The following is a 24091-nucleotide window of genomic DNA, read 5'->3' on the forward strand; positions in this document are numbered from 1 at the left end:
ACCGCACCAGGAAGGTGTCCCCCCGTGGAAAACGGAGCCGCCCAGCCCGTGATCGTCGCCATCGACGGCCCCGCCGGCACCGGCAAGTCGAGCACGTCGAAGGCCGTGGCGGCGCAGCTCGGTCTCAGCTACCTGGACACCGGTGCCCAGTACCGGGCGATCACGTGGTGGATGGTGAACAACGGCATAGACCTCGACGACCCGTCCGCGATCGCTGCCGTGGCCGGCAAGCCCGAGATCGTCTCCGGCACCGACCCGGCCGCCCCCACCATCGCGGTCGACGGCGTGGACGTCTCCGGACCGATCCGCAGCCAGGAGGTCTCCTCCAAGGTCAGCGCGGTGAGTGCGGTACCGGAGGTGCGGGCGCGGATCACCGAGCTGCAGCGCTCCCTGGCCACCTCCGCCGAGAAGGGCATCGTCGTCGAGGGCCGTGACATCGGCACGACCGTGCTGCCGGACGCCGACCTGAAGATCTTCCTCACCGCCTCGCCGGAGGCACGTGCCGCCCGCCGCAGCGGCGAGCTGAAGGGCGCCGACGTCCACGCCACCCGCGAGGCGCTGATCAAGCGGGACGCCGCCGACTCCAGCCGCAAGACCTCGCCGCTCGCCAAGGCGGACGACGCGGTCGAGGTGGACACCACCGAGCTGACGCTCGCGCAGGTCATCGAGTGTGTCGTCACCCTCGTCGAGGAGAAGCGGGCCGCGAAGTGACCGAGCTGCCATCGGCGCGAGGTGCCGAGGTCGGGCGACGCATCGGCGTCGGCCTGATGTACGGCCTGTGGCGGCCGCGCGTCCTCGGCGCCTGGAAGGTGCCCGCGACCGGGCCGGTGATCTTCGCGGTCAACCACTCGCACAACATCGACGGTCCGATGGTCATGGGCGTGGCGCCCCGGCCGACGCACTTCCTGATCAAGAAGGAAGCGTTCATCGGCCCGCTCGACCCCTTCCTCACCGGCATCGGCCAGCTGAAGGTGGACCGCGACACCACCGACCGCACGGCGATCACCCGGGCGCTGGGCGTGCTGCAGAACGGGGGAGTGCTGGGCATCTTCCCCGAGGGCACCCGGGGCGAGGGCGACTTCGCCTCCCTGCGGGCCGGACTCGCCTACTTCGCGGTGCGCAGCGGTGCCCCGATCGTGCCGGTCGCGGTGCTGGGAAGTTCCGACCGGCCAGGACGGTTGATAAAGGGGCTGCCTCCGCTGCGCAGCCGCGTCGACGTCGTCTTCGGCGACCCCTTCGAGGCGGGCGACGGCAGCGGACGGCGTACGCGCAAGGCGCTGGACGAGGCCACCGTGCGCATCCAGAAGCAGCTCACCGCACACCTGGAAAACGCCAGGCGGTTCACCGGCCGCTAGGCGACCATGAGTAGTGGATCGACCCGGGGAATCCGGGCGTTCCACCGATCACCACGATGAACGACGAGGTACGGACTTCATGAACGACCACATCCAGCCCGAGGGCTCGGCCGAGCACGAGCACGACCACGGGGCGCTCGGCGACGCCGAGTACGCGGAGTTCATGGAGCTCGCCGCGGAAGAGGGCTTCGACCTCGAGGACGTCGAGGGCGCCATCGAGGAGGCCGGACACGGACCGCTGCCGGTCCTCGCCGTCGTCGGCCGCCCGAACGTCGGCAAGTCGACCCTCGTGAACCGCATCATCGGCCGCCGCGAGGCGGTCGTCGAGGACAAGCCCGGCGTCACCCGCGACCGCGTCACCTACGAGGCGGAGTGGGCGGGCCGCCGCTTCAAGGTCGTCGACACCGGCGGCTGGGAGCAGGACGTCCTCGGCATCGACGCCTCCGTGGCCGCGCAGGCCGAGTACGCGATCGAGGCCGCCGACGCCGTCGTGTTCGTCGTCGACGCCAAGGTCGGCGCGACCGACACCGACGAGGCGGTCGTACGACTGCTGCGCAAGGCCGGCAAGCCGGTGGTGCTGTGCGCCAACAAGGTCGACGGCCCGAGTGGCGAGGCCGACGCGGCGTACCTGTGGTCCCTGGGTCTTGGCGAGCCGCACCCGGTCTCCGCGCTGCACGGCCGTGGCACCGGCGACATGCTGGACGCCGTCCTGGAGGCGCTGCCGGAGGCGCCCGAGCAGAGCTTCGGCGCCGCGATCGGCGGTCCGCGCCGCATCGCCCTCATCGGCCGTCCGAACGTCGGCAAGTCCTCGCTGCTGAACAAGGTGGCGGGCGAGGAGCGCGTCGTCGTCAACGAACTCGCCGGCACCACCCGCGACCCGGTCGACGAGCTCATCGAACTCGGCGGCGTCACCTGGAAGTTCGTCGACACCGCCGGTATCCGCAAGCGCGTCCACCTCCAGCAGGGCGCCGACTACTACGCCTCGCTGCGTACCGCGGCCGCCGTCGAGAAGGCCGAGCTGGCGGTCATCCTGATCGACGCCTCCGAGTCCATCTCGGTCCAGGACCAGCGCATCGTCACCATGGCCGTCGAGGCGGGCCGTGCGGTCGTCCTGGCGTTCAACAAGTGGGACACCCTCGACGAGGAGCGCCGCTACTACCTGGAGCGGGAGATCGAGACCGAGCTCGGCCAGGTCGCCTGGGCGCCCCGGGTGAACGTCTCGGCGCGCACCGGCCGGCACATGGAGAAGCTGGTCCCGGCGATCGAGACGGCTCTCGCGGGCTGGGAGACCCGGGTTCCGACGGGCCGTCTGAACGCCTTCCTCGGCGAGCTGGTCGCCGCCCACCCGCACCCGATCCGGGGCGGCAAGCAGCCGCGCATCCTGTTCGGCACTCAGGCCGGCACCAAGCCGCCGCGGTTCGTGCTCTTCGCCTCCGGCTTCATCGAGGCGGGCTACCGGCGCTTCATCGAGCGCCGCCTGCGCGAGGAGTTCAGCTTCGAGGGGACGCCGATCCATATCTCGGTGCGGGTGCGCGAGAAGCGCGGCGCGAAGAGGAAGTAACACCGGACAGGTGAAGAGAGGGGCGGCCCGACGGGCCGCCCCTCTCTTCACTGTTCTCCTGCTTCACAGGCCCCTTCGTGGGCCCGGCGGCAGCGCCGGGATGTGGTGCATCGTGGGGTGCTGCTGCGCGGGCTGCCCGAGCTGTCCGACGCGCTGCCACTGCGACTGCTGCCCCGAGGAGCCGCCGTGCCGCGCGCTGTGCGCTCCCGCGCTGTAGGCGCTGTAGGAGCTGCTGAACGTCCCCGAGCGGTGTTCCACGTACGACCCCGCGCTGTGCGGGATGTTCCCGAACGCGGTGAACCCCAGCCCCTCCTCGCCGCTGCGATCACCCGGCAGCGAGCGGTACGACTTGACGTACTCCGCGTAGAGCGCGTCGTAGATCGGCGTGGCCGATGGGCCCCCCTGAGGATCCTGACCCGGTCGCGCGGAAGGGATCGACTGGAAGGAGGGGCGGCGAGGAACGTCGTATGCGTGCACGTATGTCCAAACGACCCCGAACTGGAAGGGATGCGGCTGCGGAGTGCCGTGTTGAGGCGCGGGGGCTGTGCTCAGGTTCCCGCGAGAGGCAGCGCCGCTCCGACCAGCTGTCCGCCCGCCGCGGCCTTGTCCAGCGCGTCCCGCAGCAGGTCCTCTCGCGGCTGGCGCCCGATCGACCCGACCGGTGCGGCGAACATCAGCACCTGCTGGTGCTTGTTGGCGGCCGCACGCCACCCCTCCGTCACCTGGAGCGGCTGGTGGGCCTGCCACCAGGCGACCGGCTGGCTGCCGTGCGCACCCGGCTGGAGCACCGCGTGCAGCTGCCCCATCGCGAGCAGCACCGACCAGCCGTGCTGCACGGGCGGTACGGAGCTCAGCTCGGACAGCGGCATGAAGCCCTGCTCGATGAGCAGCGGCAGGAAGTCGTCGCCGGCGCCGGTCGTGCCGGGGCGCACGACCGGCGCGGTGGGCTCGACGACCAGGGCCGGGTGCAACTCCCCGGCGATCAGGAGGAGTCCGCTGGTCACGCCGAGCACGGCCTGCTCGGGCACGATCTTGTCGGGCTCCAGGTCGACGGTGTCGCCGCTGATGGAGCGGACGGCGCCCTGCAGCTGTTCCTCGGTGACCTGGACGACCTGCGAGGGCAGGCAGCCGGCGTGGGCGAAGGCGAGGACGGCGGTCTCCTCGCCGATGAACAGGACGGTGCTGGTCCGCTCGTGCTCGGAGTCGCCCGGGGTGCGGCAGGACGTGCAGTCGTAACTGCCCGGGGCGTTCTCTCCGGCGAGCAGCCGGTCGGCTTCTTCGTTGCCGATCTCGGCGCGTACCTCGTCGCTGACGTCGAGCATGCGCGGCACGGGTGGCTCCCTCGGATGTGGTGCGTTGGCGGGGGCCGGGTGAGTCCCCGGCTCATGAAGAAGACAACGGGCGATCTGTGGCCAGGGTCACGCTGTACGGCGAACGGAATCGAACCATCGGCCGCGGGCGGTCACGCTGAGTGCGTAATCGGGCACTCATTGTCAAGTCACGGGAAGGTCACGGAAGTTGGGTCCGTGAGCTGGCTCACTGTTTACCCGAGTCACTGCCCGACAAATGACGTAATACGCGCATGAAGTGGGTGTTTCAATTCTCTCGCTACCTGCGGTAACCCCCAAGTGGCCTGCGACAACGGGGAGTTGGTTGATAACGGCTCGTCAGGATCCATAGATTGCTCCGCCGTGTGCAGCGAGCACCGCTCGGGTACGTCCGCCGACCGCGCAGAGCCAGACACCGCGCAGCACGACCGTCGGCGGGCGGGACGGAGCGCCACCCCCACGTCGACGCGTGGAGGCGGCGCCCCGTCCAGGGGGAAGCCCGGGTTTGCAGAGAGGGATCTTCATGTCCGAATGTGCCGATAACAGCCGCACCAGCAAGGCTCGTACGACGGCGGTCCTCGCCGGGGCGGCCCTGCTGGCCCCGCTCGGACTGCTGGCCGCGACCGGCAACGCCGCGGCGGCGGACAGCGGAGTGTGGGACCGCATCGCCCAGTGCGAGAGCGGCGGCAACTGGCACATCAACACCGGCAACGGCTACTACGGAGGACTCCAGTTCTCCGCGGGTACCTGGCGCGCGTACGGCGGCACCGCCTACGCGTCCACCGCCGACCAGGCCAGCAAGGCACAGCAGATCTCCGTCGCCACCAAGGTCCAGCGGGCCCAGGGGTGGGGCGCGTGGCCGACGTGTTCGGCACGGGCGGGAGCGTCCGGCGGGGCACCGGCGGCGTCGTCGGGCTCGGGTTCGGGTTCGGGATCGAGTTCGGGCGTGAGCTCCGGTTCGGCTTCGAGGTCGGGTTCGGGCTCGGGGTCCAGCAACGCGGCGCCCTCGACGGCGTCGAAGTCGGCGGAGCGGTCGTCGGTGCACACCAACCGCGGGGCCTCCCGCGGCGACTACACCGTCCGCGAGGGCGACACGCTGGGCAAGATCGCCGCCCGGCACGGGACGACCTGGCAGAAGGTCTACGCCGCCAACAAGTCCGTCATCGGTGGTGATCCCGACCTGATCGTGCCCGGGCAGCGTCTGGCGCTCTGAGCCACCTGCCTGGGGCTCCCAGGGAGGAAGGGCCCCGCCCGGTCGACAGGGCGGGGCCCGCGCGTGCGCGGGTCGAGACCGAGCGCCTCACTTCCGTCCTTCCCGTCGCCTCCACTCGCCCGCCTCCCCGGCGAACACGACGGCCCCGCGCCGCAGTTCGTACACGAACGCCGGGCGGTCGCGCAGGGCAGGCGGTGGTCGTTGCTCGGCGACGACCACACAGGCGTCGAGGGAGCCCAGCAGCTCGTACGTGCGGGCCGCGACCGCGGGTGACATGCCCTGGGCGGGCTCGTCGACGAGGACCACGCGCGCGTGGGCCAGCAGGGCGCGGGAGAGGGCGAGCATGCGCTGCTCGCCGCCGGAGAGGGTGCCGGCGCGGCGCGGGAGCAGCGGCTCCAACTGGGGGTAGGCGGCGAGGGCGGGTTCGTGGGTGAGTCCGTGCGCGGAAGCGGCGAGGTCGAGGTTCTCGCGGACGGTGAGCGAGCCGAACACGGCCCGCCGCTCGGGGACCAGGCACAGTCCGCGCCGCGCCCGCTCGAACGCGGGCATACGGGTCACGTCCGCGCCGTCCCACACCACCGCCCCGCCGGACAGCGGCACGGTCCCGGCCAGCGCGCGCAGGGCGGTCGTACGGCCGGAGCCGTTGCGGCCCAGCAGCACGGTCAGGGCCCGGCCGGGGGCGGCCAGGGTGACGCCGTGCAGGGCTTCCAGGGGGCCGTAGCGCACGCGCGCGTGGCGCAGCGAGAGGGTCATGCGGTCTCCTGCGCGCGGAGGGTGTCGAGGACGTGGGCGGGCGGCCCGGAGAGCACGATCCGGCCCGCTGTCATCACGTGGACGACGTCGGCGAGGTCCGTGACCAGGTCCAGGTCGTGCTCGACGACGAGCAGGGCGGTCCCGTCGGCGGCCAGGGCCCTGAGCACGCGGGCCAGCGCGGTCACCTCGGCGGTGTCGAGTCCGGCGGCGGGTTCGTCCAGCAGCAGTACGTTCGGGCCGCCCGCGACGGCCCGGGCCAGCTCGACGCGGCGCAGGGTGCCGGTCGGCAGCCCGGCGGCGGGCAGGGCACGAGCCGGTCCGTCCAGCCCGAGCAGCCTGAGCGCCCGCTCCACAGCGTCCGGGTCCATGATCCGCCCCTGCTCGGCGCCGACGCGGACGTTCTCGGCCACGGTCAGCGACGGGAAGACGGCCAGCTGCTGAAAGGTCCGCGCGATCCCGAGCCGGGTCCGCGCGTGCGCGGGCAGCCGTGTGATGTCCCGCCCACCCAGCAGCACCTGCCCACGCGCGGGACACAGGGTCCCGGCCAGACAGTGGAACAAGGTGCTTTTCCCGGCCCCGTTCGGCCCCACCACAGCGGTGACCTGCCCCGGTCGCACATCGAGATCCACTCCCTCGAGAGCGACGAAGCCGCCGTACCGCGCGCGGAGCCGGCGAGCGACCAGGAGAGGGGAGGCAGGGGTGCGGCGCGGGCGCGGCCGTGCCCCGGCGGGGGCGGCGGGGGTGGGGTCGAGCGGCTCGGCTGGACGGCCTGGGCCGGGGGGTGGCTGGACTGGTTCGGCCGGGCTGCTCGGGCCGAACGGTGGCTGGGTGGGTTCGGCGGGGCGTCCCGGCTCCGGTCGTGGCCGAACTGGCTCGGCTTGCTCGCCCGGGCTGGAGGCCGGCCGGACCGGCCCGGATGAGCCGCCCGCCCCCGAACGTGACCGGACCACCGGCTCGGCTCGGCGGCCGGGTTGCGGAGGCCGCGGGGCAGTCGACCCGGGAGGGGCAGTAGGGCTGTGGTCCGGTCCTCCGGGTGCCGACCGTGTGTCCTGGGACGTGCCGAGGTCCTGCGGTGGGCTCGTCGGCTGGGCCCGCGTCTTCCGCCGTGTGTCCGGGCCGGCGTGCTCCGGGCGGTGCCGGGTCTCCTCGGCTGGGCCCCGCCTGGGCGCGGCAGCCCGCAGTGCCGTTGCCCCCGTCGCCGCGGGGCCGCCCTCCGGCTGCCGCTCTGCCAGGTGCAGCCTTTCCCGCAGCCGGGCCCCCAGCGGCGTGAGGTCCGCCGTCCGGCGCGGGCGCAGCCTCTGCGTCGCCGTGCGCAGGGCCTCGTACGGGCCGTCGGGGAAGCGGCCCACCAACACGGCCAGCACGCCGACCAGTGCCGCCGCCACACCGCCGCGTGCTCCCGCGTCGAGGCCCACGAGCAGGGCGGCCGCGGCGAGGGCGCCCAGGGTGTTGTCGGCGCCGAGGACCACGACCGCGGCGAACCAGAGGAGGGCGCGGACGGGGTCGTAGGCGGCGGGGTCGAAGGCGCGCAGGCCCATGCCGAGCATGGCGCCGCCGAGGGCGGCGAGGGCGGCGCCCGCGACGAAGGCGAGGAGTTTGAGGGAGGGGACGCGGACGCCCGCAGCCGACGCCCCCGGCTCGTGGTCCCGCATGGCCGCGAGGGCCCGGCCGATACGGCCCCGGCGCAACGCGTGCGTCGCCAGCAGCGCGACCGCGAGGAGGGCCAGCTCCAGGACGTAGTACGCGCGGTCCCCGTCGAAGCCCGCCGGGCGGCCCAGCAGGAGGCCGTGCGTGGCGTACGGCTGGGCGAAGACGAAGCGGCTCACCGCGACGCCGACCGCGAAGGTCGCCAGGGCGAGTGCCAGGCCCCGGCGGCTGATCGCCGGCCAGCCGGTGAGCAGGCCGAGGGGCGCCACGAGGAGCACCGCCACCGCCAGCGCCGCCAGTTCGGGCAGGCGGGGCAGGCCCGGGAAACGGCCCGCCGCGAGCAGCGCCGTGAAGAGGGCGCCCAGGCCGGCGTACGCGGCCTGCCCCAGCGAGATCTGACCGCCGCGGCCGGTGACGACCACCAGGGACAGCAGGATCACGCCCAGTGCCGGCACCTGGACCGACGTGTGCAGGTCCGTGCCCGCGAAGCCCAGCGGGAGCAGGAACAGCACGACGGCCACGAGCCAGGCACCCGGCGGGGTCGGCACGCGCGCGACGGCCGTGCGCGGCAGCGCGTCCCGCGTGCCGATGCCGGGCAGGACGAGGGCCGCTACCAGCAGGGCCACCACGAACAGGTTCGCGCCGACGGCCTGGAGCAGCGGTTCGCCCCAGCCGGAGGGGTGCAGGCGCGTCAGCTGGCTCTGCGCGACCCCGATGCCCAGCGCCGCGACCACCGCGACCGGCAGGCTCCGCATCCGCGCGGCCACGGCGACCGCGACCACCTCCATGACGAGCAGCGGCAGCCCGTACGGGTCCAGGCGCACGTACGGCGCCAACAGCACACCCGTGAGCCCCGCCGTGAACGCGCCGAACGCCCAGCCCGCCGCGGCCACCCGGTCCGCGTCGATCCCACCCAGCACGGCCAGCTCCCGGTCGTCCACGACGGCCCGCAGCTCCCGCCCGAACCGCGTCCACCGGATCACCGCCCCCACCCCCGCCGCCAACACGACCACCACAGCCAGCTGCCCCCACGGGTCCGCCGACACCAGCTCCGGGACGTCGTCGCGGGCCCCCAGCCCCCACACCAGCGCGGCCCCGCCCACCAGCAGCACGAACACCCCGAGGGAGGCCACCAGCGTCTGCGCCGGATCACCGCCCCGGACCGCCGTCGGACGGAAGACGAACCGTTCCAACAGCACCCCGATGGCCGGCGCCACGACCAGCAGCGTCCCGGCCGCCCCGAGCCACAGTGGCCACCCCCACGCGACCACGCACTGCCGCAGCAGGTACGCGCACACCATCGCGATCGCCCCGTGCGCGAAGTTGAGCACACCGGTCGCGCGGTACGTCACGACCAGGCCGATCCCGGTGAGCGCGGCGGCGGCGCCCACCGAGAGACCGGCGAGCGTGAGGTCGTACGTCAGGGAGGACATCAGTCGTCCGCGGAGTCGGGCTCGCAGATCGGGCACGGGGCGAGGTCACCGGTCGCCAGCAGCCTGCCGTCCACCGGCACCGCCTCCGCCTTCCCCGCCACCAACGGGCAGTCCGCGCGGTGCCACAGCGTGCCGCCCGGCACCATCCGCAGCTCGCCGCTGACCGCGACCGGCGCGGTCGCGGCCCGCCCCGACCCATCGGCGTCGGCGGGTTCGGCGGCCACGAGCAGGCCGTACAGCTCCTCCACGCGGGCAGCCGCGAGCGCGCCCCGCCCATGGGTGAGCAGGACCGCCCCGGCGATGATCAGCGCGGCGCCGGGGACCGTGCAGGAGGCGAGATAGGGCAGCTGACGTGCGGCGTAGCGCTCGCCGGAGACGCCGTACCAGCCGATGACGCACAGCACCGCGCCGGCCGCGAGCGCGATCCAGCCGGCCCACAGGACCGGGTGCACGGTCCGCAGGCGGGCGGTCCGCCTCGTCGGCGTCGGAGGCGTCGTTGGCATCTCTGGCTCCCGCACGTCGTGTGCTGCGCATGTGCCTGTCCATGACGGCCGATGGCTTGCACTATGCCTTCTGGGAGCTGACCCTGAAAGCACCGGGCGCTCATCGCCCGGACCGACACCCGGTGGTGAGCCAGATGGTTCTCGGGAGCGACCTCAGGCGGGGGAACGCACAGCGGGGGAGCGGCGCACGTGCGGCGGGACGGGGGACGGTACTGGCGGCCACCCTGGTCCTCGTTCTCGTCCCGGCCCTGGCGGCCTGCAGCGACGACAACGGCGGCGGCAGCGAGAGCACGCCCACCAGGACGAGGTCCGCGCAGACGGCCACCGCGCCCGCCGATCCGGCGGCCGCCGAGCAGGAGATCCGGCAGAACTGGGAGAAGTTCTTCAACCCCGGCACCCCGCTGGAGGAGAAGCAGGCCCTCCTGGAGCACGGCGACCGGATGGCGCCGGTGCTCCAGGCGTTCAGCGGTGACGAGCGCGGCAGGCAGGTCCAGGCGAAGGTCGAGAAGGTGGAGTTCACCAAGGCGACCGAGGCGAACGTGACGTACACACTGCTGCTGAAGGGCGCCACCGCCCTGCCGAACGCCGCGGGCACGTCCGTCGAGGAGGACGGCACCTGGAAGGTGTCCGTCAGGGTGCTGTGCGCACTGGTCCAGATGAGCGGCGATGCCTCGCAGTCGCCGATACCGGGCTGCTGAGACGGCGGTCGCGGCGCTGCTGCTCGTCCTGGGCACCGCCTGCGGCAGCCGCCTGCCGGAGAGCGACTTCGAGGACCACACCCGCGTGCCCGCACGGAACACGCGAACCGCGCAGGCCGCACAGGCCGTCCGTGTCGGCATCATCACCAGCGCCACCAGCCCGGTCGGCGGCGCCGCCTTCACCGGCCCCCGCGACGGCGCCAAGGCATGGTTCGACCGCCTCAACGCGCGCGGGGGCATCGACGGCCGCCGCGTCGAGGTGCGGCTGTGCGACGACGGCGGCAGCGGCGTCGGCAACAACACCTGCGTGCACCGGCTGGTCGACGAGGACAAGGTCGTCGCCCTGGTCGCCACCACGGCCCTCGACTACGCGGGCGCCCCCCGCGTCTCCCGCGCGCGCGTGCCCGACATCGGCGGCCAGCCCATCGGCGCCGCCTACGACACCTACCCGCACCTCTACGGCATCTACGGCAGCCTCGCGCCCCGTGACGGCACCCCCGGCTGGGACGGCAAGCTGTACGGCGGCACCGAGGTCTACCGCTACTTCAAGCGCGAGCACGGGGCCCGCACGGCCGCCGTCGTCTCCTACAACCAGTCCGCGTCCGCCTCCTACGCCCGGCTCGTCGAGCGTGGCCTGAAAGCCGAGGGCTACAAGGTGGTCGCCGAGCAGGTCGACTTCGCCCTGCCCAACTTCCGCGCGGTCGCCGCCGACCTGAAGGACCAGGGTGCCGACCTCGTCCTCGACGCCCTCGACACACACGGCAACGCGCGGCTGTGCGAGGCGATGGACGATGTCGGCGCCGACGTCGTCGCCAAGGTGACGAACGTGCAGAACTGGACGTCCACCGTCCCCGACGACTACAAGGACTCCCCGCGCTGCCGCAACGCCCTGTGGGCGACGGGAAGCAGCCGCGACTACGAGGACACCTCCCACCCCGCCGTACGGGAGTTCCGCGACGCCACCGAGGGTCTGCAGACGCACTCCCAGTGGCAGCTGGAGGGTTGGGCGGCGGCGAAGTGGTTCACGGACGCGGCGCGGTCCTGTGCGCGCACGGGCATCACGCGCGCGTGTGTCGACGCCTTCATGAACCGCAGCGAGGGGTTCACGGCCGACGGACTGCTGATCCCCGTACGGTTCGAGAGGCTCCCCGAGCCGCCGAAAAGCCGTAGGACATGTCTGTCGGTGGCGCGTTGGCGGGACGGCCAGGGATGGGTCGCGCAAGGGGACATGAACAGCACCTGCTTCGACGTGCCGCAACTGCCCTACGAGCCCTGACGGTCGAGGACAGTCCCTGTCCGCGACCGCTGGCAGACTCGGCCCCATGTTGGAGACCTCCGCACGACTGCTGCGTCTGCTCTCACTGCTCCAGGCCCACCGCGAGTGGTCCGGGGCCGATCTCGCCGAACGGCTCGGCGTCACCGCGCGCACCGTACGCCGGGACGTGGACCGGCTGCGCGAGCTGGGCTACCCCGTCAACGCCAGCCCCGGCACGGGCGGCGGCTACCAACTGGGCGCGGGAGCGGAGCTGCCACCGCTGCTCCTCGACGACGACGAGGCGGTCGCCGTCGCCGTCGGACTGCGCACGGCCGCCGGGCAGGGCATCGACGGCATCGGCGAGACCTCCGTACGCGCGCTGGCCAAGCTGGAGCAGGTGCTGCCCAGCAGGCTGCGCCGCCGCGTGGGCGCCCTGAACGCCTTCACCGTGCCCATGATGCGCAACACCCTGCCCTCCAACGTCGACCCCGGCGTCCTGACCGAGCTGGCCAACCTCTGCCGCGACGCCGAGCGGCTGCGCTTCGAGTACCGCGACCACGGCGGCGCCTCCACCCGGCGCACGGTCGAGCCGCACCGCCTGGTGTGCACCGAGCGCCGCTGGTACCTGGTCGCCTGGGACCTCGACCGCGACGACTGGCGTACGTTCCGCGTCGACCGCGTCACGCCCAGGCCGCCGCACGGTCCGCGCTTCGAGCCGCGCGAGCCCCCCGCCGAGGACCTCGCCGCCTATGTCTCCCGGGGCGTCTCCACACGCGCGTACGCCTCGCACGCCGCCGTGCGGCTGCTGGTGCCCCTGGAGGAGGCGGCCGAGCGGGTCTCCCCCTCCGCCGGGACGCTGGAGGCGGACGGCGAGGACGCCTGCGTCCTGCGCGCCGGGGCCGCGAACCTCGACGTCATGGTGATCCACGTGATGATGATGGGCTTCCCCTTCGAGGTGCTGGAGCCCGTCGAACTCGTGGAGTCGATCAGAACCGTTCGCGACCGGCTCGATGCCGCTCTGGCCCGGGCCGCGGAGCCTCACCCGAGCCGTGGGCGCCGGCGTGAGCTCCCGTCATGAGGCGTGCGCGCCCCACACGGGGCGTACGGAGATTATGTGGCGGATCGGTGTATTTCCTATGCGGCGTCAGCCCCGACGATCAGGCACGGAAAGGGAATGGAGCCGGGGTAAGGGTGCGGTTCTCCGGGCGCTTTCCGTCCGGTTATTCGGCGGGCTGTCGCGACACACGGGAATTACGCTCGAAAGCGTGCGGAAGGCGTCCGGAACCGCTCGTAAGTGTGACGGAGTTGGGCCGAAACGCGTGTCGTGGTCCTGTGACAGAAGTGTGACCGGAGTGATCCAGGACGCCTGTCGACTTCCCCGGTCGGCGACCACGGCCTAGCGTGGCCGCATGGCACCGATTCCCACTCCACCAGCGGAGCCCCAGGACAATCCGGACGGGTACGTCGGCCTCGAGGCCGCCCGGGCCGAGCAGCTCGCGCGGGAGCGGGGGTGGTCGACGGTGCGTGCGTTGCCGCCGGGGACGATCATCACCATGGAGTACCGCGTGGGACGGCTGAACTTGGAGGTGAAGGACGGCCGCGTGGCGCGGGCCTGGAAGGGCTGAGACATCCGATGCGAAGGCCCCGGCTCCTGTTCCCAGGAGCCGGGGCCTTCGTCGTGCGGGGGTGGCTGTGCGTACCGGCCCCGCGGTCGTGGGCGTCAGCCGCCGGTGAGGGGGCGGGCCGCCGAGGCCGCCGTGCCGCGCGGGAGGCGGTCGGGGTGCGGTGGCCGGCGGCTGCCGACCGGGGTGACCGGCGTACGCTCCGAGCGCCCGCCGTGCGGGCCCGGAGCGAGGTAGATCGAGGCCCTGGGCGAGCGTGCCGCGGTGGACGTGTCATGAGCCGCCGGAGCCTCCTCCTCGGCCGTGGCACGCGACGGGAGCAGTATCGGCGAGGTGACCGGGGAGGCCGGCGCGGGCAGCGTTGCCGTACCGCTCTGGCGGGTACGCCAGCGGTCACGCAGGTCGAGGATCCCGACCTCGGCGCGGGCGATCAACGGCTCGAACCACGGCAGCGCCAGCAGGACCAGCAGACCCGCGGCCCAGCCCAGCAGGACGTCGCTCAGCCAGTGCGTACCGAGGTAGACGGTGGCCATCCCGACGCCGAGCGAGGTCACCGCGGACAGTGCCGACAGCCAGCGGCGCGCTCTCGGGGTGGAGGCCAGATAAGCCAGAATGCCCCAGGTCACCACGGCGTTGGCGGTGTGGCCGCTGGGAAATATATCGCCGCCCAGGCCCATCTCGTTCGAGCCGATCGTGGTCGCGTAGTGCGGGCCGAGACGGCCCATGCCGATCTTGGCGGCGCCGACCGTGATGTTGAGCAGCAGCAGGGACGCGCCCAGGGTCAGCAGCGGACGGAGCGTGTGCTGGCGCCATGAGCGCCAGCCCAGCCAGGCCGCGACCATCACGGCCGTCGGGCCGCGCTGGCCGAGCACCACGTAGTAGTCCACGAACCAGTGGATCCCGGACCACTGCTGGTACGGCCGGAAAAACATGACCTGCCAGTCGAGACGGACCAGCCACGAGGTGATGACCACGAGCCACACGATCGCCAGGTAGAAGGACAGAGTCCCGGCGAGCAGAGCGACCCGGTGCCGGCTCATCCTCGGCATGTCGAGGTGGGCCGGTCGTTCCGGCTCACGGTCCAGTCTCGCGAACACCCGGTCCAGACGGGTGAGGTTTCGTTCGGTACGCACCCAATCGACGTTACAGCGAGTGAGCTCAGTTCCCGGGCGAATCCACGGGTTTGTGATGACGATGTGATGTGGGATTGCTCTCAGCGGCGGGTTTAATTCCGAGGAATCCGCAATGCCGGAACGCTGTTCCCTTCAATTCCTTTGATCATCCTGTGCGAGTAGTTTTGGCTACCTTATGAATTCGTTCACCGAATCATGGGATGGAATTACCCTGGCGATCACGGGCGATCATGGCGGACCGGAACCGTTCAGCCACAGCGCCCCGTACACCGCCGACGCCACCGCGACCGAGCCCAGGATCAGCGCTGACCTGGGCGTACGCAGCCGGGACAGGGCGAGGGCGAGGGGCAGCAGCAGGGGGAAGGCGGGCAGCAGCAGGCGCGGTTTCGAGCCGAAGTAGCTTGACGCGCACAGGGCAAGTGCGGTGACGACCCCCGCGTACACCAGCAGCGGGAGCGGCTGGCGCTGCCGGACGCAGACGACGTACAGCCGGACGACCAGGCCGACGCCGACGATCAGCCCCAGGCCCGCGAGGGCGCCCGGGACCGACGTGAACTTGTCGGCGACGAAGCGGGCGAAGGCGTAACCGCCGTCGAAGCCGTTGCGCCAGCCCGCCTGGACGTCGAGGTAGCCGAACGGACCCCGGCCGGTGCGGTGGCCGACCCACAGGACGTATCCCGCGGCACCGAGGGGCGCGAGGAGGAGAGCGAGAGTGCGCCGTCGGCGCGGAGCGCGCTGTTCCACCCGGTCGCCGAGGATCGGGGAGGCGTGTTCCTCGGTTCGCGCGCCGGGTGCCAGTGCCGTGCTCCGGTCTCGCACGAACGAGGTGATGCCCGCCGCCCACACCGCCGCCACCACGGCCAGCCCCACCGGCCGCGTCAGTCCGCACAACGACGCCAGCACCCCGGCGGTCAGCCAGCGACCGGTGAGGAGGGCGTACAGCGCCCAGGCCGCGAGAGCCGTGAACAACGACTCGCTGTACGCCATCGACTGCACGATCCCGACCGGCAGCACGGCCCACAGCAGCACCGCGCACACCCCCGCCCGACGCCCGTACACGTGGTCGGCGACCGCGAAGATCCCCCAGGCCGCGGCGAGTGAGGCGATCAGGCTGACGACGAAACCCCCGTCGGCGTACGACAGCGGGGTCACCGTGTGCAGCACCCGCTCCAGCCAGGGCAGCAGCGGGAAGAACGCGAGGTTGGAGTGCACGTCGCCGTTGGGCAGGCGCACCTCGTAGCCGTACCCCAGCTCGGCGACCCGCGTGTACCACAGCGCGTCCCAGCGGGCCGTCAACAGCGTGTACGCGTTCTTGCCGCGCCCGGCGCTCCACAGGGCCAGCACGAGCAGCCCCAGAGCCCGCACGGCCGCGTACCCGAGAAGCGCCGGGGCGGCCCGGCGCAGGGCCCCGGCACCGGGCGGCGCCTCGCGCGCATCAAGATCGGTCACGGGCTCGATTATCGACCTGCGCGAAAACCGGACGGTGTGTCGGGGCGTGCCGACCGCCGTACCAGCAGGTGGAGGAGGGATGGAGGGGCGGCGGGGAAGCGGTGCAGGAGTGGCGTACGCCACACAGCTTCCACCCAAGTGTGAGAGCTCCGCCACGTGACCTCGACGAGGACTCGCGTACGCTGACGTGTCACTCGCCGTTCGTTGCGCGGGCCGGAGACCACCGCTCCTCTCCGGCCGAAGTCGCGGGGAACCCCCCACCCCGCGAGCCCGCCGAACGCGACACCTGGGAGGTACGTACATGTCCGGGACGACCACGGCTGCCGCCGCGCTGCGCCGCCGGGCGGCCGGGGCCGGTGCCAACCGCTGGGTCGTACTCGTCGTCCTCTGCGTGAGCCTGCTCCTGGTCGCCGTCGACGCGACCGTGCTGCACGTGGCGGTGCCCGCTGTCACCGAGGACCTCAGGCCCGGCGCGATAGAGCTGCTCTGGATCGTCGACGTCTACCCGCTCATCTGCGCCTCGCTCCTTATCCTGTTCGGCACGCTCGGCGACAAGGTGGGCCGCAGACGGATCCTGCTCCTCGGCTACGCCCTGTTCGGAGTCGCCTCCGCCCTCGCGGCCTTCGCGCCCGACGCCCGGACCCTGATCGCGGCCCGGGCGCTGCTCGGCGTGGGCGGCGCGATGATCATGCCCGCGACGCTGTCGATCCTGCGGCAGGTCTTCCCCGACCGGCGCGAGCGGGCGCTCGCGATCGGCATCTGGAGCGCGGTGGCCGCGGTCGGCGCGGCCGTCGGGCCGCTGCTGGGCGGCTTCCTGCTCGAGCACTTCTGGTGGGGTTCGGTCTTCCTCGTCAACATCCCGCTGATGCTGGTCAGCCTGCCGGTGGGTCGGCTGCTGCTGCCCGAGTCGACGGGCGACGGGCGGGGGCCCTGGGACGTCGTCGGCGCGCTGATGGCGGCTCTCGGACTGTTCGGTGTGGTGCTGGGCGTGAAGCGGCTCGGCGGCGGGGAGCCCGCGGGCAGTGTGCTCACTGTGCTGCCGCTGGTGGTGGGCGCGACCCTGATCGTTCTCTTCGTACGGCGTCAGCGGCGCCGGACGCATCCGCTGGTGGACCTGCGGATGTTCGCGCGGCCCGCGTTCAGTACGTCGGTGGGCTGCATCGTGCTGGCGATGCTGGCCCTGGTGGGTCTCGAGCTGATCGCGGCGCAGTATCTGCAGCTGGTGCTGGGGCTGTCGCCGCTGGAGACGGGGCTGCGGTTGCTGCCGCTGACCTTCGCGGCGATGGCGGCGGGGCTGGCCGGTGCGCGGATGCTACGGCGGTTCGGGCCGCGCCGGATGGTGTGCTTCGGGTTCTGTCTCACGGCGGTCGCGGTGCTGCTGCTGACCGCGATGGGCGCGTCGGACAACGCCGGGCTGATGCTGGCCGGGTTCGTGCTGCTGGGGTTCGGGCTCGAGACGACGCTGTTCGGGGCGTACGAGTCGATGCTGAGCGAGGCACCGCCGGAGCAGGCCGGTGGGGCCGCGGCGATCGGGGAGACGTCGTACCAGCTCGGGGCCGGGATCGGGATCGCGCTGCTCGGTACGGTGATGAACGCGGCGTACGCGCCCGGGTTGTCGTCCGTTCCTGGGGTCCCGGAGTCGGCGTCGCGGGCGGCCGGGCATTCGCTGGGCGAGGCCTATGAGGTGGCCGGGCAGTTGGGGGGCTCCGCCGGGGTCGCCCTGCGGCGGACGGCTCGGGAGTGCTTTGTGCACGGCCTGCACGTCACGTTGCTCGTGAGTGCGGTGTTGTTGTTGTTGGGGGCTGTGATGGCGTTGCGGTTGCCGCGGAACATGCAGTGCGAGTCCTCTGCGGCCGTGGAGGTGCCTGCGCCTCGGGAGGTCGCGGAGTCCCGCGTCTCGGTGTGAGCGTTTGTCTCCCACCCACGCACCACCTGTGACTCCTGGAGGAGGGGGTGGACGTCTTCCGTGGGGCGTACTCGCCGTCGGCGGCCGACTCCGCCGTCGAGACGCACCGGCTCGTGCTGGGCAAGGCGCTCACCGAACTCGACGTCTCCACTGACGCCTGCTGCCGACCCCCGGAGGGGGCAGGGCCGGTGAGCGGCCCTGCCTCAGCTCTGGTTGAAGAAGCCGTCCGTCCGGTGCGGAGCCGACTCCCCGTTGACGATCTCCGTGTCGGCGGGGGTCAGCAGGAACACCCGGGTGGACACGCGCTCGATCGAGCCGCGCAGGCCGAAGATCAGCCCGGCCGCGAAGTCGACGACACGCTTGGCGTCGCCGGCATCCATGGCCGTGAGGTTCATGATCACGGGAACGCCCTCGCGGAACATCTCGCCGATCGCACGAGCGTCCCGGAAGCTGTCCGGGGTGACCGTGCCGATCCGACGGCCCTTTTCCTCGGCCGTGTCCGTGGCGACCTTCACCCGGGGGTCGGTGACCCAGGCGTCCCCGGAGTCGGTCCCCTCGGAGTAGTCGTCGTCGTAGTAACGCTCGTCATCGTTGTCGTCGACGAGGCCAAGCCAGGCACTCGCCTTGCGCACCGATCCCATGGACGCCTCCTCTCACAGCGGTCTTTCTTGCTTTCCGCATCCCTATGGTCATCCATGATGCGGACGGCGCGCCAAGTGGATAGACGCCGCGCGGGGGGTTTGTGACGGTACTGGTGCACAGGCGATCCGTCGAGAGTCCGTATGCCCCAAGGCTCCTGTCGTACACAGCTGCTGACTGTGAGTGAAATATGATTTCTCCTGGCGTACGGGTGATGGGCGCGGCGTACGGGTGAACCGGGCGGCCACCGCGACATGACAACTGGCCGATACGATGCGAATCCAAACGTCGTACGAGCCACGGGGGATCGTCGTGTTCGGAATGGTCAGGCCCTGCACCCACCGTCTCGGCGAGGGGCTCAAAGCCCAGTGGATGGCGCACCTGTGCGGCCTGTGTCTCGCTCTTCGCTCCGACCACGGGCAGCTCGCCCGGATCGTGACCAACTACGACGGGTTGCTGATATCCGTTTTGACGGAGGCTCAGGCCGACCGCGCCGACGGTGACACCGGGTGGCGGCGTACGGCCGGACCGTGCGCGTTGCGCGGGATGCGTACCGCGTCCGTCGCCCACGGTGAGGGGGCGCGGCTCGCGGCCGCCGTCTCCCTGGTGCTCGCCTCCGCCAAGGTGCGCGACCATGTCGCCGACGGCGACGGGCTGCTGGCACGCCGGCCGGTCGCGGTCGCCGCCCGCAGGGTCGCGCGGAGCTGGGGACGTGCGGGCGCCCGGAGCGGGTCCGCCGTCGGGTTCGACACCGCCCTCCTCGTCGACGCCGTCGACCGGCAGGTCGGCATCGAGACGCTCGCCGGGCTCGGGACGCCGATCCTGACCGTCACCGAACCGACCGAGACCGCGACCGCCGCGGCCTTCGCGCACACCGCCGTCCTCGCCGGACGCCCGCACAACGCCGAACCGCTCGCCGAGGCCGGGCGCCTCTTCGGTCGGCTCGCGCATCTCCTGGACGCCGTGGAGGACCAGGCGGCCGACGCCGAGTCGGGCGCGTGGAACCCGCTCACCGCGACCGGCACCTCGCGCGCCGAGGCCCGGCGGCTCGCCGACGACGCCCTGCACGGGATCCGGCTCGCGCTGCGCGAGGTCGCCTTCGCGGACGCGAAGCTCGCGCACCTGCTGCTCGTCCACGAGCTGCGCCGCTCGGTGGACCGGGCCTTCGGCACCGTCCCGATGTGCTCCTCCCACCAGCCCGGCTCCTACGGACAGCCGCCGCAGCAGGGCCCTTACGGCCCACCGCAGCAGCCGTACGGCGGCGGGAACCCCTACGGTGGCGGAAACCCGTACGGCAGCGGTGGGGGCTCCCACGACGGCGGCGGGTTCGGTGGTTTCGGTGGCGGGCCCGCGCCCGAGCCGCCGAAGGGCCGGCGTGGGTTCTGGGCGGGCTGCGGGATGTTCTGGCTGCTGTGCTGCACCTGCAAACTGTGCTGCGCCAAGGAGTACGAGGGGCCATGGTCGCGGAAGAAGCGGGAGGGCTGCTGTCGCGACTGCGACTGTGACTGCTGCGACTGCTGCTGCCCCTGCGACGGCTGCTGACCCGACGTCAAGGGCCAGGCCCCCGAGGTGCTTCTCAGCTCTTCAGCTCTCAGCTGTTCAGCTCCGGCGGAGAGACCTGCGACTTGTCGATCGCCGAACCCGTCGTGCCCCACTTCTTCAGGATCTTGTCGTACGTCCCGTCCGCGATCAGCCTGTTCACCGCCGCCTGGAAGGCCGGGGCCAGCTTCGTGCCCTTCTTGAAGGCGAAGCCGACGTCCAAGCGGTGGTACTCGTTGAGGAACTTCAGGCCGGACTGGTGGGCGACGGCGTAACGCAAACCGTTGATCGTGGACATCACGACATCGCTGCGGCCCTGCTGGATCGAGGACCAGATGGCGCCCTGCTCGTTGTACGTCTGCACCTGGTACGCCTTCTTGCCGGCGTCCGTGCAGACGTGCTTGTTGTCCTCCAGCGTGGCCTCGAAGGTGGTGCCCGCGCCGGTCGCGACGTTCAGGCCGCACAGCTGGGTCAGGTCGGTGACCTTGGTCAGCTTGCTGTCCTTGCGGGTGGCGAAGCCCTGGCCGTCGTTGATGTAGGTGACGAAGTCGATGGTCTTTCGACGCTCGTCGGTGACGCCGAAGTTGCTGGCGCCGAAGTCGTACTTGCCGCTGTCGAGCGCCGGCAGGATCGCCTCAAAACCGGCCTGCTCCGTCTTGAGCTTGATGCCGAGCACCTTGGCGACCGCCTTGGTGAAGTCGACGTCCTGGCCCGTGAGGGTCTTGCCGTCGTCGAGGTAGCCGGTGCCGGGCGGGGTGCCGCCGACGCTGACCGCGACCGTGAGCTTCGTGGTGCCGGCGGGCAGCAGCTCGGCGGCCGCCTTGTCCTTCTGGATACCGGAGACGACATCCGTGGTGGGAATCCCGTCCGCTGCGGCCGCGGCCTGCGCGGTGCCGCCGCCGGCCGCGTCGTTCGAGCCGGATCCGCACGCGGTGAGGAGCAGAGTGGCCGAAGTAATCAGGGCAAAAGATGCAAAAAGGGCATGCTTGGGCGCGCGAGGCATGGTGGAGGGTCTCCTGAAGAGCGGAGGGTGAGAGAGCGCTGAATGAGGGGAGGGTGCGCGCGTGAAGGCGAAGCGGAGAACGCGAGGCGCCCGCCGGTGGGCGGGAGCATGCAGGGGGTCAGTTCGACAGGCTCAACAGGAAGAGGACCACACACGACCGAAGTCGATGTGGGAGCGCGTGACCAGCCACTGCTGTGGATGCATGGGCCAAGTGGAACAGGTCCCCGGTTCCGCGTCAACTGACCTGAGACGTACGGCTCACACTGTGGACAGCCTTGACAGCGAGGGGAAACGCCGCCGTACAGTCGACGAGCGGCCCTGCTGAGGGGCTCGGCCGCACCGCGCCCCCGGGCGCGACCGTGTGAAGGCGTCACCGTGTTCGACTGTCCCCCACTCTCGGCTTCGCTCGAGCGGGAGGGGCCCCCACCCGTCACGGAGCCTTCACATGTCCTCCGACACCCTCGCCAAAGGCGCCGCTCCCGTCCTGCCGGAGCCCGCGGACACCCTGCTGATCGTTCCCCGGCGCCGTTACGGCCAGTGGACCGCCGCCGTCGCCGTCCTCGTCCTGCTCGGGCTCGCCGTCAACTCCGTCGTGCGCAACGAGGCGTTCCAGTGGGATGTCGTCGCCGACTACTTCACCACCGATTCGGTGCTGCGCGGGCTGTGGCTCACCCTCTGGCTGACCGCCGTCGTCATGGTCCTCGGCTTCGCCCTCGGCACGCTGCTCGCGGCGGCCCGGCTGTCCACCAACCCCGTCCTGCGCGCGGTGAGTTGGGGGTACGTGTGGCTGTTCCGCTCGATCCCGATCCTGGTCCAGCTGCTGCTGTGGTTCAACATCGGGGCGCTGTATCCACAGATCCTCGGCGTGAAGACGGTCGACCTGCTCGGCCCGGTGACCGTCGCGATCATCGGCCTGACGCTGCACGAGGCCGCCTACGCCGCCGAGGTCGTCCGCGGCGGCATCCTCTCCGTGGACCGCGGTCAGATCGAGGCCGCGCAGGCGCTCGGTCTGAGCCGGTGGCGCCGCTGGTGGCGGATCGTGCTGCCGCAGGCCATGCGCTCGATCGTGCCGCCCGCCGCGAACATGCTGATCGGCACCCTCAAGGGCACCTCCATCGTCAGCGTCATCGCCGTGAGCGACCTGCTCTTCTCCGTGCAGCTGATCTACCACCGGACCTACCAGGTCATCCCGCTGCTGATGGTCGCCACGATCTGGTACACCGTCGTCACCTCCGTTCTCGGCGTCGGCCAGTACTACGTCGAGCGGCACTACGCGCGCGGTTCGGAGCCCACCCGATGAGGCGCTCGCTCGTGATCGTCGGGGCCGGTCCGCGGGGGACCGGTCTGATCGAGCGGATCGGCGCCAATGCGCCAGAGCTGTACGCCGGTTCGGGCCTCGACATCCATCTCGTCGACCCCTATCCGCCGGGCGCCGGACGGATCTGGCGCGCGGCCCAGTCGCCGCTGCTGTGGATGAACTCGCACGCCGAGGACACCACCATGTTCACCGACGAGACGGTGGGCATGGCCGGACCCGTGCGCGAGGGCCCCTCGCTGCACGAGTGGGCCGGCATCGACGGACGTGTCTTCGCCGACCGACAGACGCAGGGCGCGTATCTGCGCTGGGTCCACGAGCAGGCAGTGGCGGCGCTGCCCGAGGGCGTCACCGTCCACCACCACCCCCGGCGCGCCCTGCGCGTCAGCGGGCCCCGCGAGGGCCGGCAGCAGGTGTGGTTGGAGGGGCGTCCGCGTCCGCTCCCGGCCGACCTCGTCGTCCTCGCGATCGGCCACCTCGACGCCGAACTCGACGACGAACAACGTGAGTTGGCTTCGTATGCGCGCACCCACGACCTGGTCCACCTCCCACCGGACTTCACCGCCGACAGCGACCTGTCCGCGATCGAGGCCGGGGAGCCCGTCCTGGTCCGCGGCTTCGGGCTCGCCTTCGTCGACCTGATGGTGCTGCTCTTCGAGGGGCGGGGCGGGCGCTACGACGGCGACACCTACGTTCCCTCGGGGCGCGAGCCGGTCCTCCATGTCGGGTCGCGGCGCGGCGTGCCGTACCACTCGAAGATCGGCTACGACCTCAGCGGTGAACGGCCCCCGCTGCCACGGTTCTTCGGGCCCGCCGAGGTCGACGGGCTGCTCGCCCGGCCGGAGGGCTTCGACTTCCGGCGGGACGTGTGGCCGCTGGTGGAGAAGGAACTGGGGTTCGCGCACTACCACCGGCTGTTCACGGCGCACCCCGAGCGGACCGCCATGGACTGGGTCGACTTCGAGGGGAAGTACGCGACCGCGGACGCCGTCGAGCGGCGGGTACTTGTCGCCGCCGCCGTGCCCGACACCGCCGACCGGCTGGACCTCGCCGCGCTCGACCGTCCGCTGGACGGGGTGCGGTACGCGACGCACGAGGAGTTCCAGGAGGGGCTGCGCGGTTACATCGAGGACGACCTGAGCCGTCGGCACGACCCCGCGCACAGCGCCGACCAGTCGGTGTTCTTCGGACTGCTGTCCGTCTACGGGCAGTTGATCCGGCTCGGTGACGTGGGCCCCTGGTGGCACGGCTTCTTCAGCTACCTCGCCTCCGGACCGCCCGGGCCCCGGCTGCGGCAGATGCTCGCGCTGTCCCGGGCGGGCCTGCTGAAGTTCGTCGGCGCCGACATGACCGTCACCACGCGGGGCGGGGTCTTCCGGGCGTCGAGCGCCACCGTGCCCGGCTCCTTCGTCGAGGCGCGGGCGCTGGTCGAGGCGCGGCTGCCCGAGCCCACGATCGGCCGCGTCCGCGACCCGCTGCTGCGCCGACTGCACGCCGACGGAGCCGCAGAGACGCCGGAAGGACTGCTGCGCGTGGACCCCGCGGACGGGCGGATCCTCGACAAGTCCGGGCGGCCGCACCCCCGGCGCTTCGCGCTCGGCCCCTACACCGACGGCCGTACCCCCGGCGCCTTCACCCGGCCGCGCACCGGAGGCCCCGCGTTCCGGCAGAACGACGCCACCGCGCGCGCCGCGCTGGCGTTCCTGCGGGACCTGGCCTGTCGCGTCGCCGCGTAAGCC

The 24091-nt window shown here is 72.0% G+C and carries 21 protein-coding genes; 12 read left to right on the forward strand and 9 right to left on the reverse strand.

The genetic code is table 11. From position 1 onward, the window contains the following. The first annotated feature begins 24 nt into the window (after positions 1 to 24). The 3 genes from cmk to der all read left to right on the forward strand — a co-directional run bounded on the left by cmk (position 25) and on the right by der (position 2916). Positions 25 to 711, forward strand: a complete 687-nt coding sequence (gene cmk / locus AC067M_RS34485) for a (d)CMP kinase (protein WP_478700965.1) — start codon at positions 25 to 27, stop codon at positions 709 to 711. Continuing rightward, positions 708 to 1355 (forward strand): lysophospholipid acyltransferase family protein, encoded by a 648-nt coding sequence (locus AC067M_RS34490; protein WP_478700966.1) that lies wholly within the window; start codon positions 708 to 710, stop codon positions 1353 to 1355. Before cmk ends, AC067M_RS34490 begins: the two co-directional genes overlap by 4 nt. 79 nt (positions 1356 to 1434) lie before the next feature. Next, positions 1435 to 2916, forward strand: a complete 1482-nt coding sequence (gene der / locus AC067M_RS34495; protein ID WP_393625227.1) for a ribosome biogenesis GTPase Der — start codon at positions 1435 to 1437, stop codon at positions 2914 to 2916. Positions 2917 to 2979: 63 nt separating this feature from the next. Here der and AC067M_RS34500 read toward each other — a convergent pair whose 3' ends face one another. Both AC067M_RS34500 and AC067M_RS34505 read right to left on the reverse strand, forming a co-directional pair. Further along, on the reverse strand, positions 2980 to 3393 hold the full coding sequence (locus AC067M_RS34500; protein ID WP_478700967.1) for a hypothetical protein: 414 nt from the start codon (positions 3391 to 3393) through the stop codon (positions 2980 to 2982). A 71-nt stretch (positions 3394 to 3464) separates the two neighbouring features. Further along, positions 3465 to 4247 (reverse strand): hypothetical protein, encoded by a 783-nt coding sequence (locus AC067M_RS34505; protein ID WP_478700968.1) that lies wholly within the window; start codon positions 4245 to 4247, stop codon positions 3465 to 3467. A 520-nt stretch (positions 4248 to 4767) separates the two neighbouring features. Between AC067M_RS34505 and AC067M_RS34510 the strand changes: the two genes are divergently transcribed. Beyond that, positions 4768 to 5457, forward strand: coding sequence for a LysM peptidoglycan-binding domain-containing protein (locus AC067M_RS34510; RefSeq protein ID WP_478700969.1), 690 nt, complete (start codon positions 4768 to 4770; stop codon positions 5455 to 5457). An 87-nt stretch (positions 5458 to 5544) separates the two neighbouring features. On the opposite strand, the gene AC067M_RS34515 is transcribed toward AC067M_RS34510, so the two are convergent. Genes AC067M_RS34515 through AC067M_RS34525 form a run of 3 tightly spaced genes read right to left on the reverse strand, consistent with a single transcriptional unit; the run spans position 5545 to position 9793 of the window. Continuing rightward, positions 5545 to 6210: an ATP-binding cassette domain-containing protein gene (locus AC067M_RS34515; protein WP_478700970.1), complete on the reverse strand. Its 666-nt coding sequence runs from the start codon at positions 6208 to 6210 to the stop codon at positions 5545 to 5547. After that, positions 6207 to 9290 carry a branched-chain amino acid ABC transporter permease/ATP-binding protein gene (locus tag AC067M_RS34520; RefSeq protein ID WP_478700971.1) on the reverse strand — a complete coding sequence of 1028 codons (3084 nt, stop codon included), beginning with the start codon at positions 9288 to 9290 and terminating at the stop codon, positions 6207 to 6209. Before AC067M_RS34520 ends, AC067M_RS34515 begins: the two co-directional genes overlap by 4 nt. After that, positions 9290 to 9793 carry a hypothetical protein gene (locus tag AC067M_RS34525; RefSeq protein ID WP_478700972.1) on the reverse strand — a complete coding sequence of 168 codons (504 nt, stop codon included), beginning with the start codon at positions 9791 to 9793 and terminating at the stop codon, positions 9290 to 9292. The genes AC067M_RS34520 and AC067M_RS34525 overlap by 1 nt, the downstream gene beginning before the upstream one ends. 134 nt (positions 9794 to 9927) lie before the next feature. Here AC067M_RS34525 and AC067M_RS34530 point away from each other — a divergent pair, with 134 nt between their 5' ends. The 4 genes from AC067M_RS34530 to AC067M_RS34545 all read left to right on the forward strand — a co-directional run bounded on the left by AC067M_RS34530 (position 9928) and on the right by AC067M_RS34545 (position 13371). Next, positions 9928 to 10491: an MTB12 C-terminal domain-containing protein gene (locus tag AC067M_RS34530; protein WP_478700973.1), complete on the forward strand. Its 564-nt coding sequence runs from the start codon at positions 9928 to 9930 to the stop codon at positions 10489 to 10491. Then, entirely contained in the window at positions 10460 to 11767 is a 1308-nt protein-coding gene (locus AC067M_RS34535; protein WP_478700974.1) for an ABC transporter substrate-binding protein, read from the forward strand. Before AC067M_RS34530 ends, AC067M_RS34535 begins: the two co-directional genes overlap by 32 nt. Positions 11768 to 11813: 46 nt before the next feature. Beyond that, a complete protein-coding gene (locus AC067M_RS34540) occupies positions 11814 to 12824 on the forward strand; it encodes a helix-turn-helix transcriptional regulator (RefSeq protein WP_478700975.1) in 1011 nt (336 codons plus the stop codon). 331 nt (positions 12825 to 13155) lie between these two features. Further along, the gene (locus AC067M_RS34545) at positions 13156 to 13371 is read left to right on the forward strand and encodes an I78 family peptidase inhibitor (protein ID WP_478700976.1); all 216 of its coding nucleotides are present in this window, start codon (positions 13156 to 13158) and stop codon (positions 13369 to 13371) included. Between the two features lie 95 nt (positions 13372 to 13466). Here AC067M_RS34545 and AC067M_RS34550 read toward each other — a convergent pair whose 3' ends face one another. Next, entirely contained in the window at positions 13467 to 14501 is a 1035-nt protein-coding gene (locus tag AC067M_RS34550; protein ID WP_478700977.1) for a phosphatase PAP2 family protein, read from the reverse strand. Positions 14502 to 14729: 228 nt separating this feature from the next. Then, positions 14730 to 15950 carry a mannosyltransferase family protein gene (locus tag AC067M_RS34555; RefSeq protein ID WP_478700978.1) on the reverse strand — a complete coding sequence of 407 codons (1221 nt, stop codon included), beginning with the start codon at positions 15948 to 15950 and terminating at the stop codon, positions 14730 to 14732. Between the two features lie 301 nt (positions 15951 to 16251). On the opposite strand from AC067M_RS34555, the gene AC067M_RS34560 reads away from it, so the two are divergent. Continuing rightward, a complete protein-coding gene (locus AC067M_RS34560) occupies positions 16252 to 17856 on the forward strand; it encodes an MFS transporter (RefSeq protein ID WP_478700979.1) in 1605 nt (534 codons plus the stop codon). A 203-nt stretch (positions 17857 to 18059) separates the two neighbouring features. Here AC067M_RS34560 and AC067M_RS34565 read toward each other — a convergent pair whose 3' ends face one another. Beyond that, on the reverse strand, positions 18060 to 18497 hold the full coding sequence (locus tag AC067M_RS34565; protein ID WP_478700980.1) for a cell division protein SepF: 438 nt from the start codon (positions 18495 to 18497) through the stop codon (positions 18060 to 18062). Positions 18498 to 18807: 310 nt separating this feature from the next. On the opposite strand from AC067M_RS34565, the gene AC067M_RS34570 reads away from it, so the two are divergent. Next, on the forward strand, positions 18808 to 20037 hold the full coding sequence (locus tag AC067M_RS34570; protein WP_478700981.1) for a DUF5685 family protein: 1230 nt from the start codon (positions 18808 to 18810) through the stop codon (positions 20035 to 20037). Between the two features lie 49 nt (positions 20038 to 20086). Here AC067M_RS34570 and AC067M_RS34575 read toward each other — a convergent pair whose 3' ends face one another. Next, on the reverse strand, positions 20087 to 21037 hold the full coding sequence (locus AC067M_RS34575; RefSeq protein WP_478700982.1) for an ABC transporter substrate-binding protein: 951 nt from the start codon (positions 21035 to 21037) through the stop codon (positions 20087 to 20089). Between the two features lie 445 nt (positions 21038 to 21482). On the opposite strand from AC067M_RS34575, the gene AC067M_RS34580 reads away from it, so the two are divergent. Both AC067M_RS34580 and AC067M_RS34585 read left to right on the forward strand, forming a co-directional pair. After that, positions 21483 to 22337 (forward strand): amino acid ABC transporter permease, encoded by an 855-nt coding sequence (locus tag AC067M_RS34580; RefSeq protein WP_478700983.1) that lies wholly within the window; start codon positions 21483 to 21485, stop codon positions 22335 to 22337. Then, positions 22334 to 24088 (forward strand): FAD/NAD(P)-binding protein, encoded by a 1755-nt coding sequence (locus AC067M_RS34585; RefSeq protein ID WP_478700984.1) that lies wholly within the window; start codon positions 22334 to 22336, stop codon positions 24086 to 24088. Before AC067M_RS34580 ends, AC067M_RS34585 begins: the two co-directional genes overlap by 4 nt. The last annotated feature ends 3 nt before the right edge of the window (positions 24089 to 24091 follow it).

Source organism: Streptomyces sp. NPDC043427 (genome assembly GCF_056436655.1).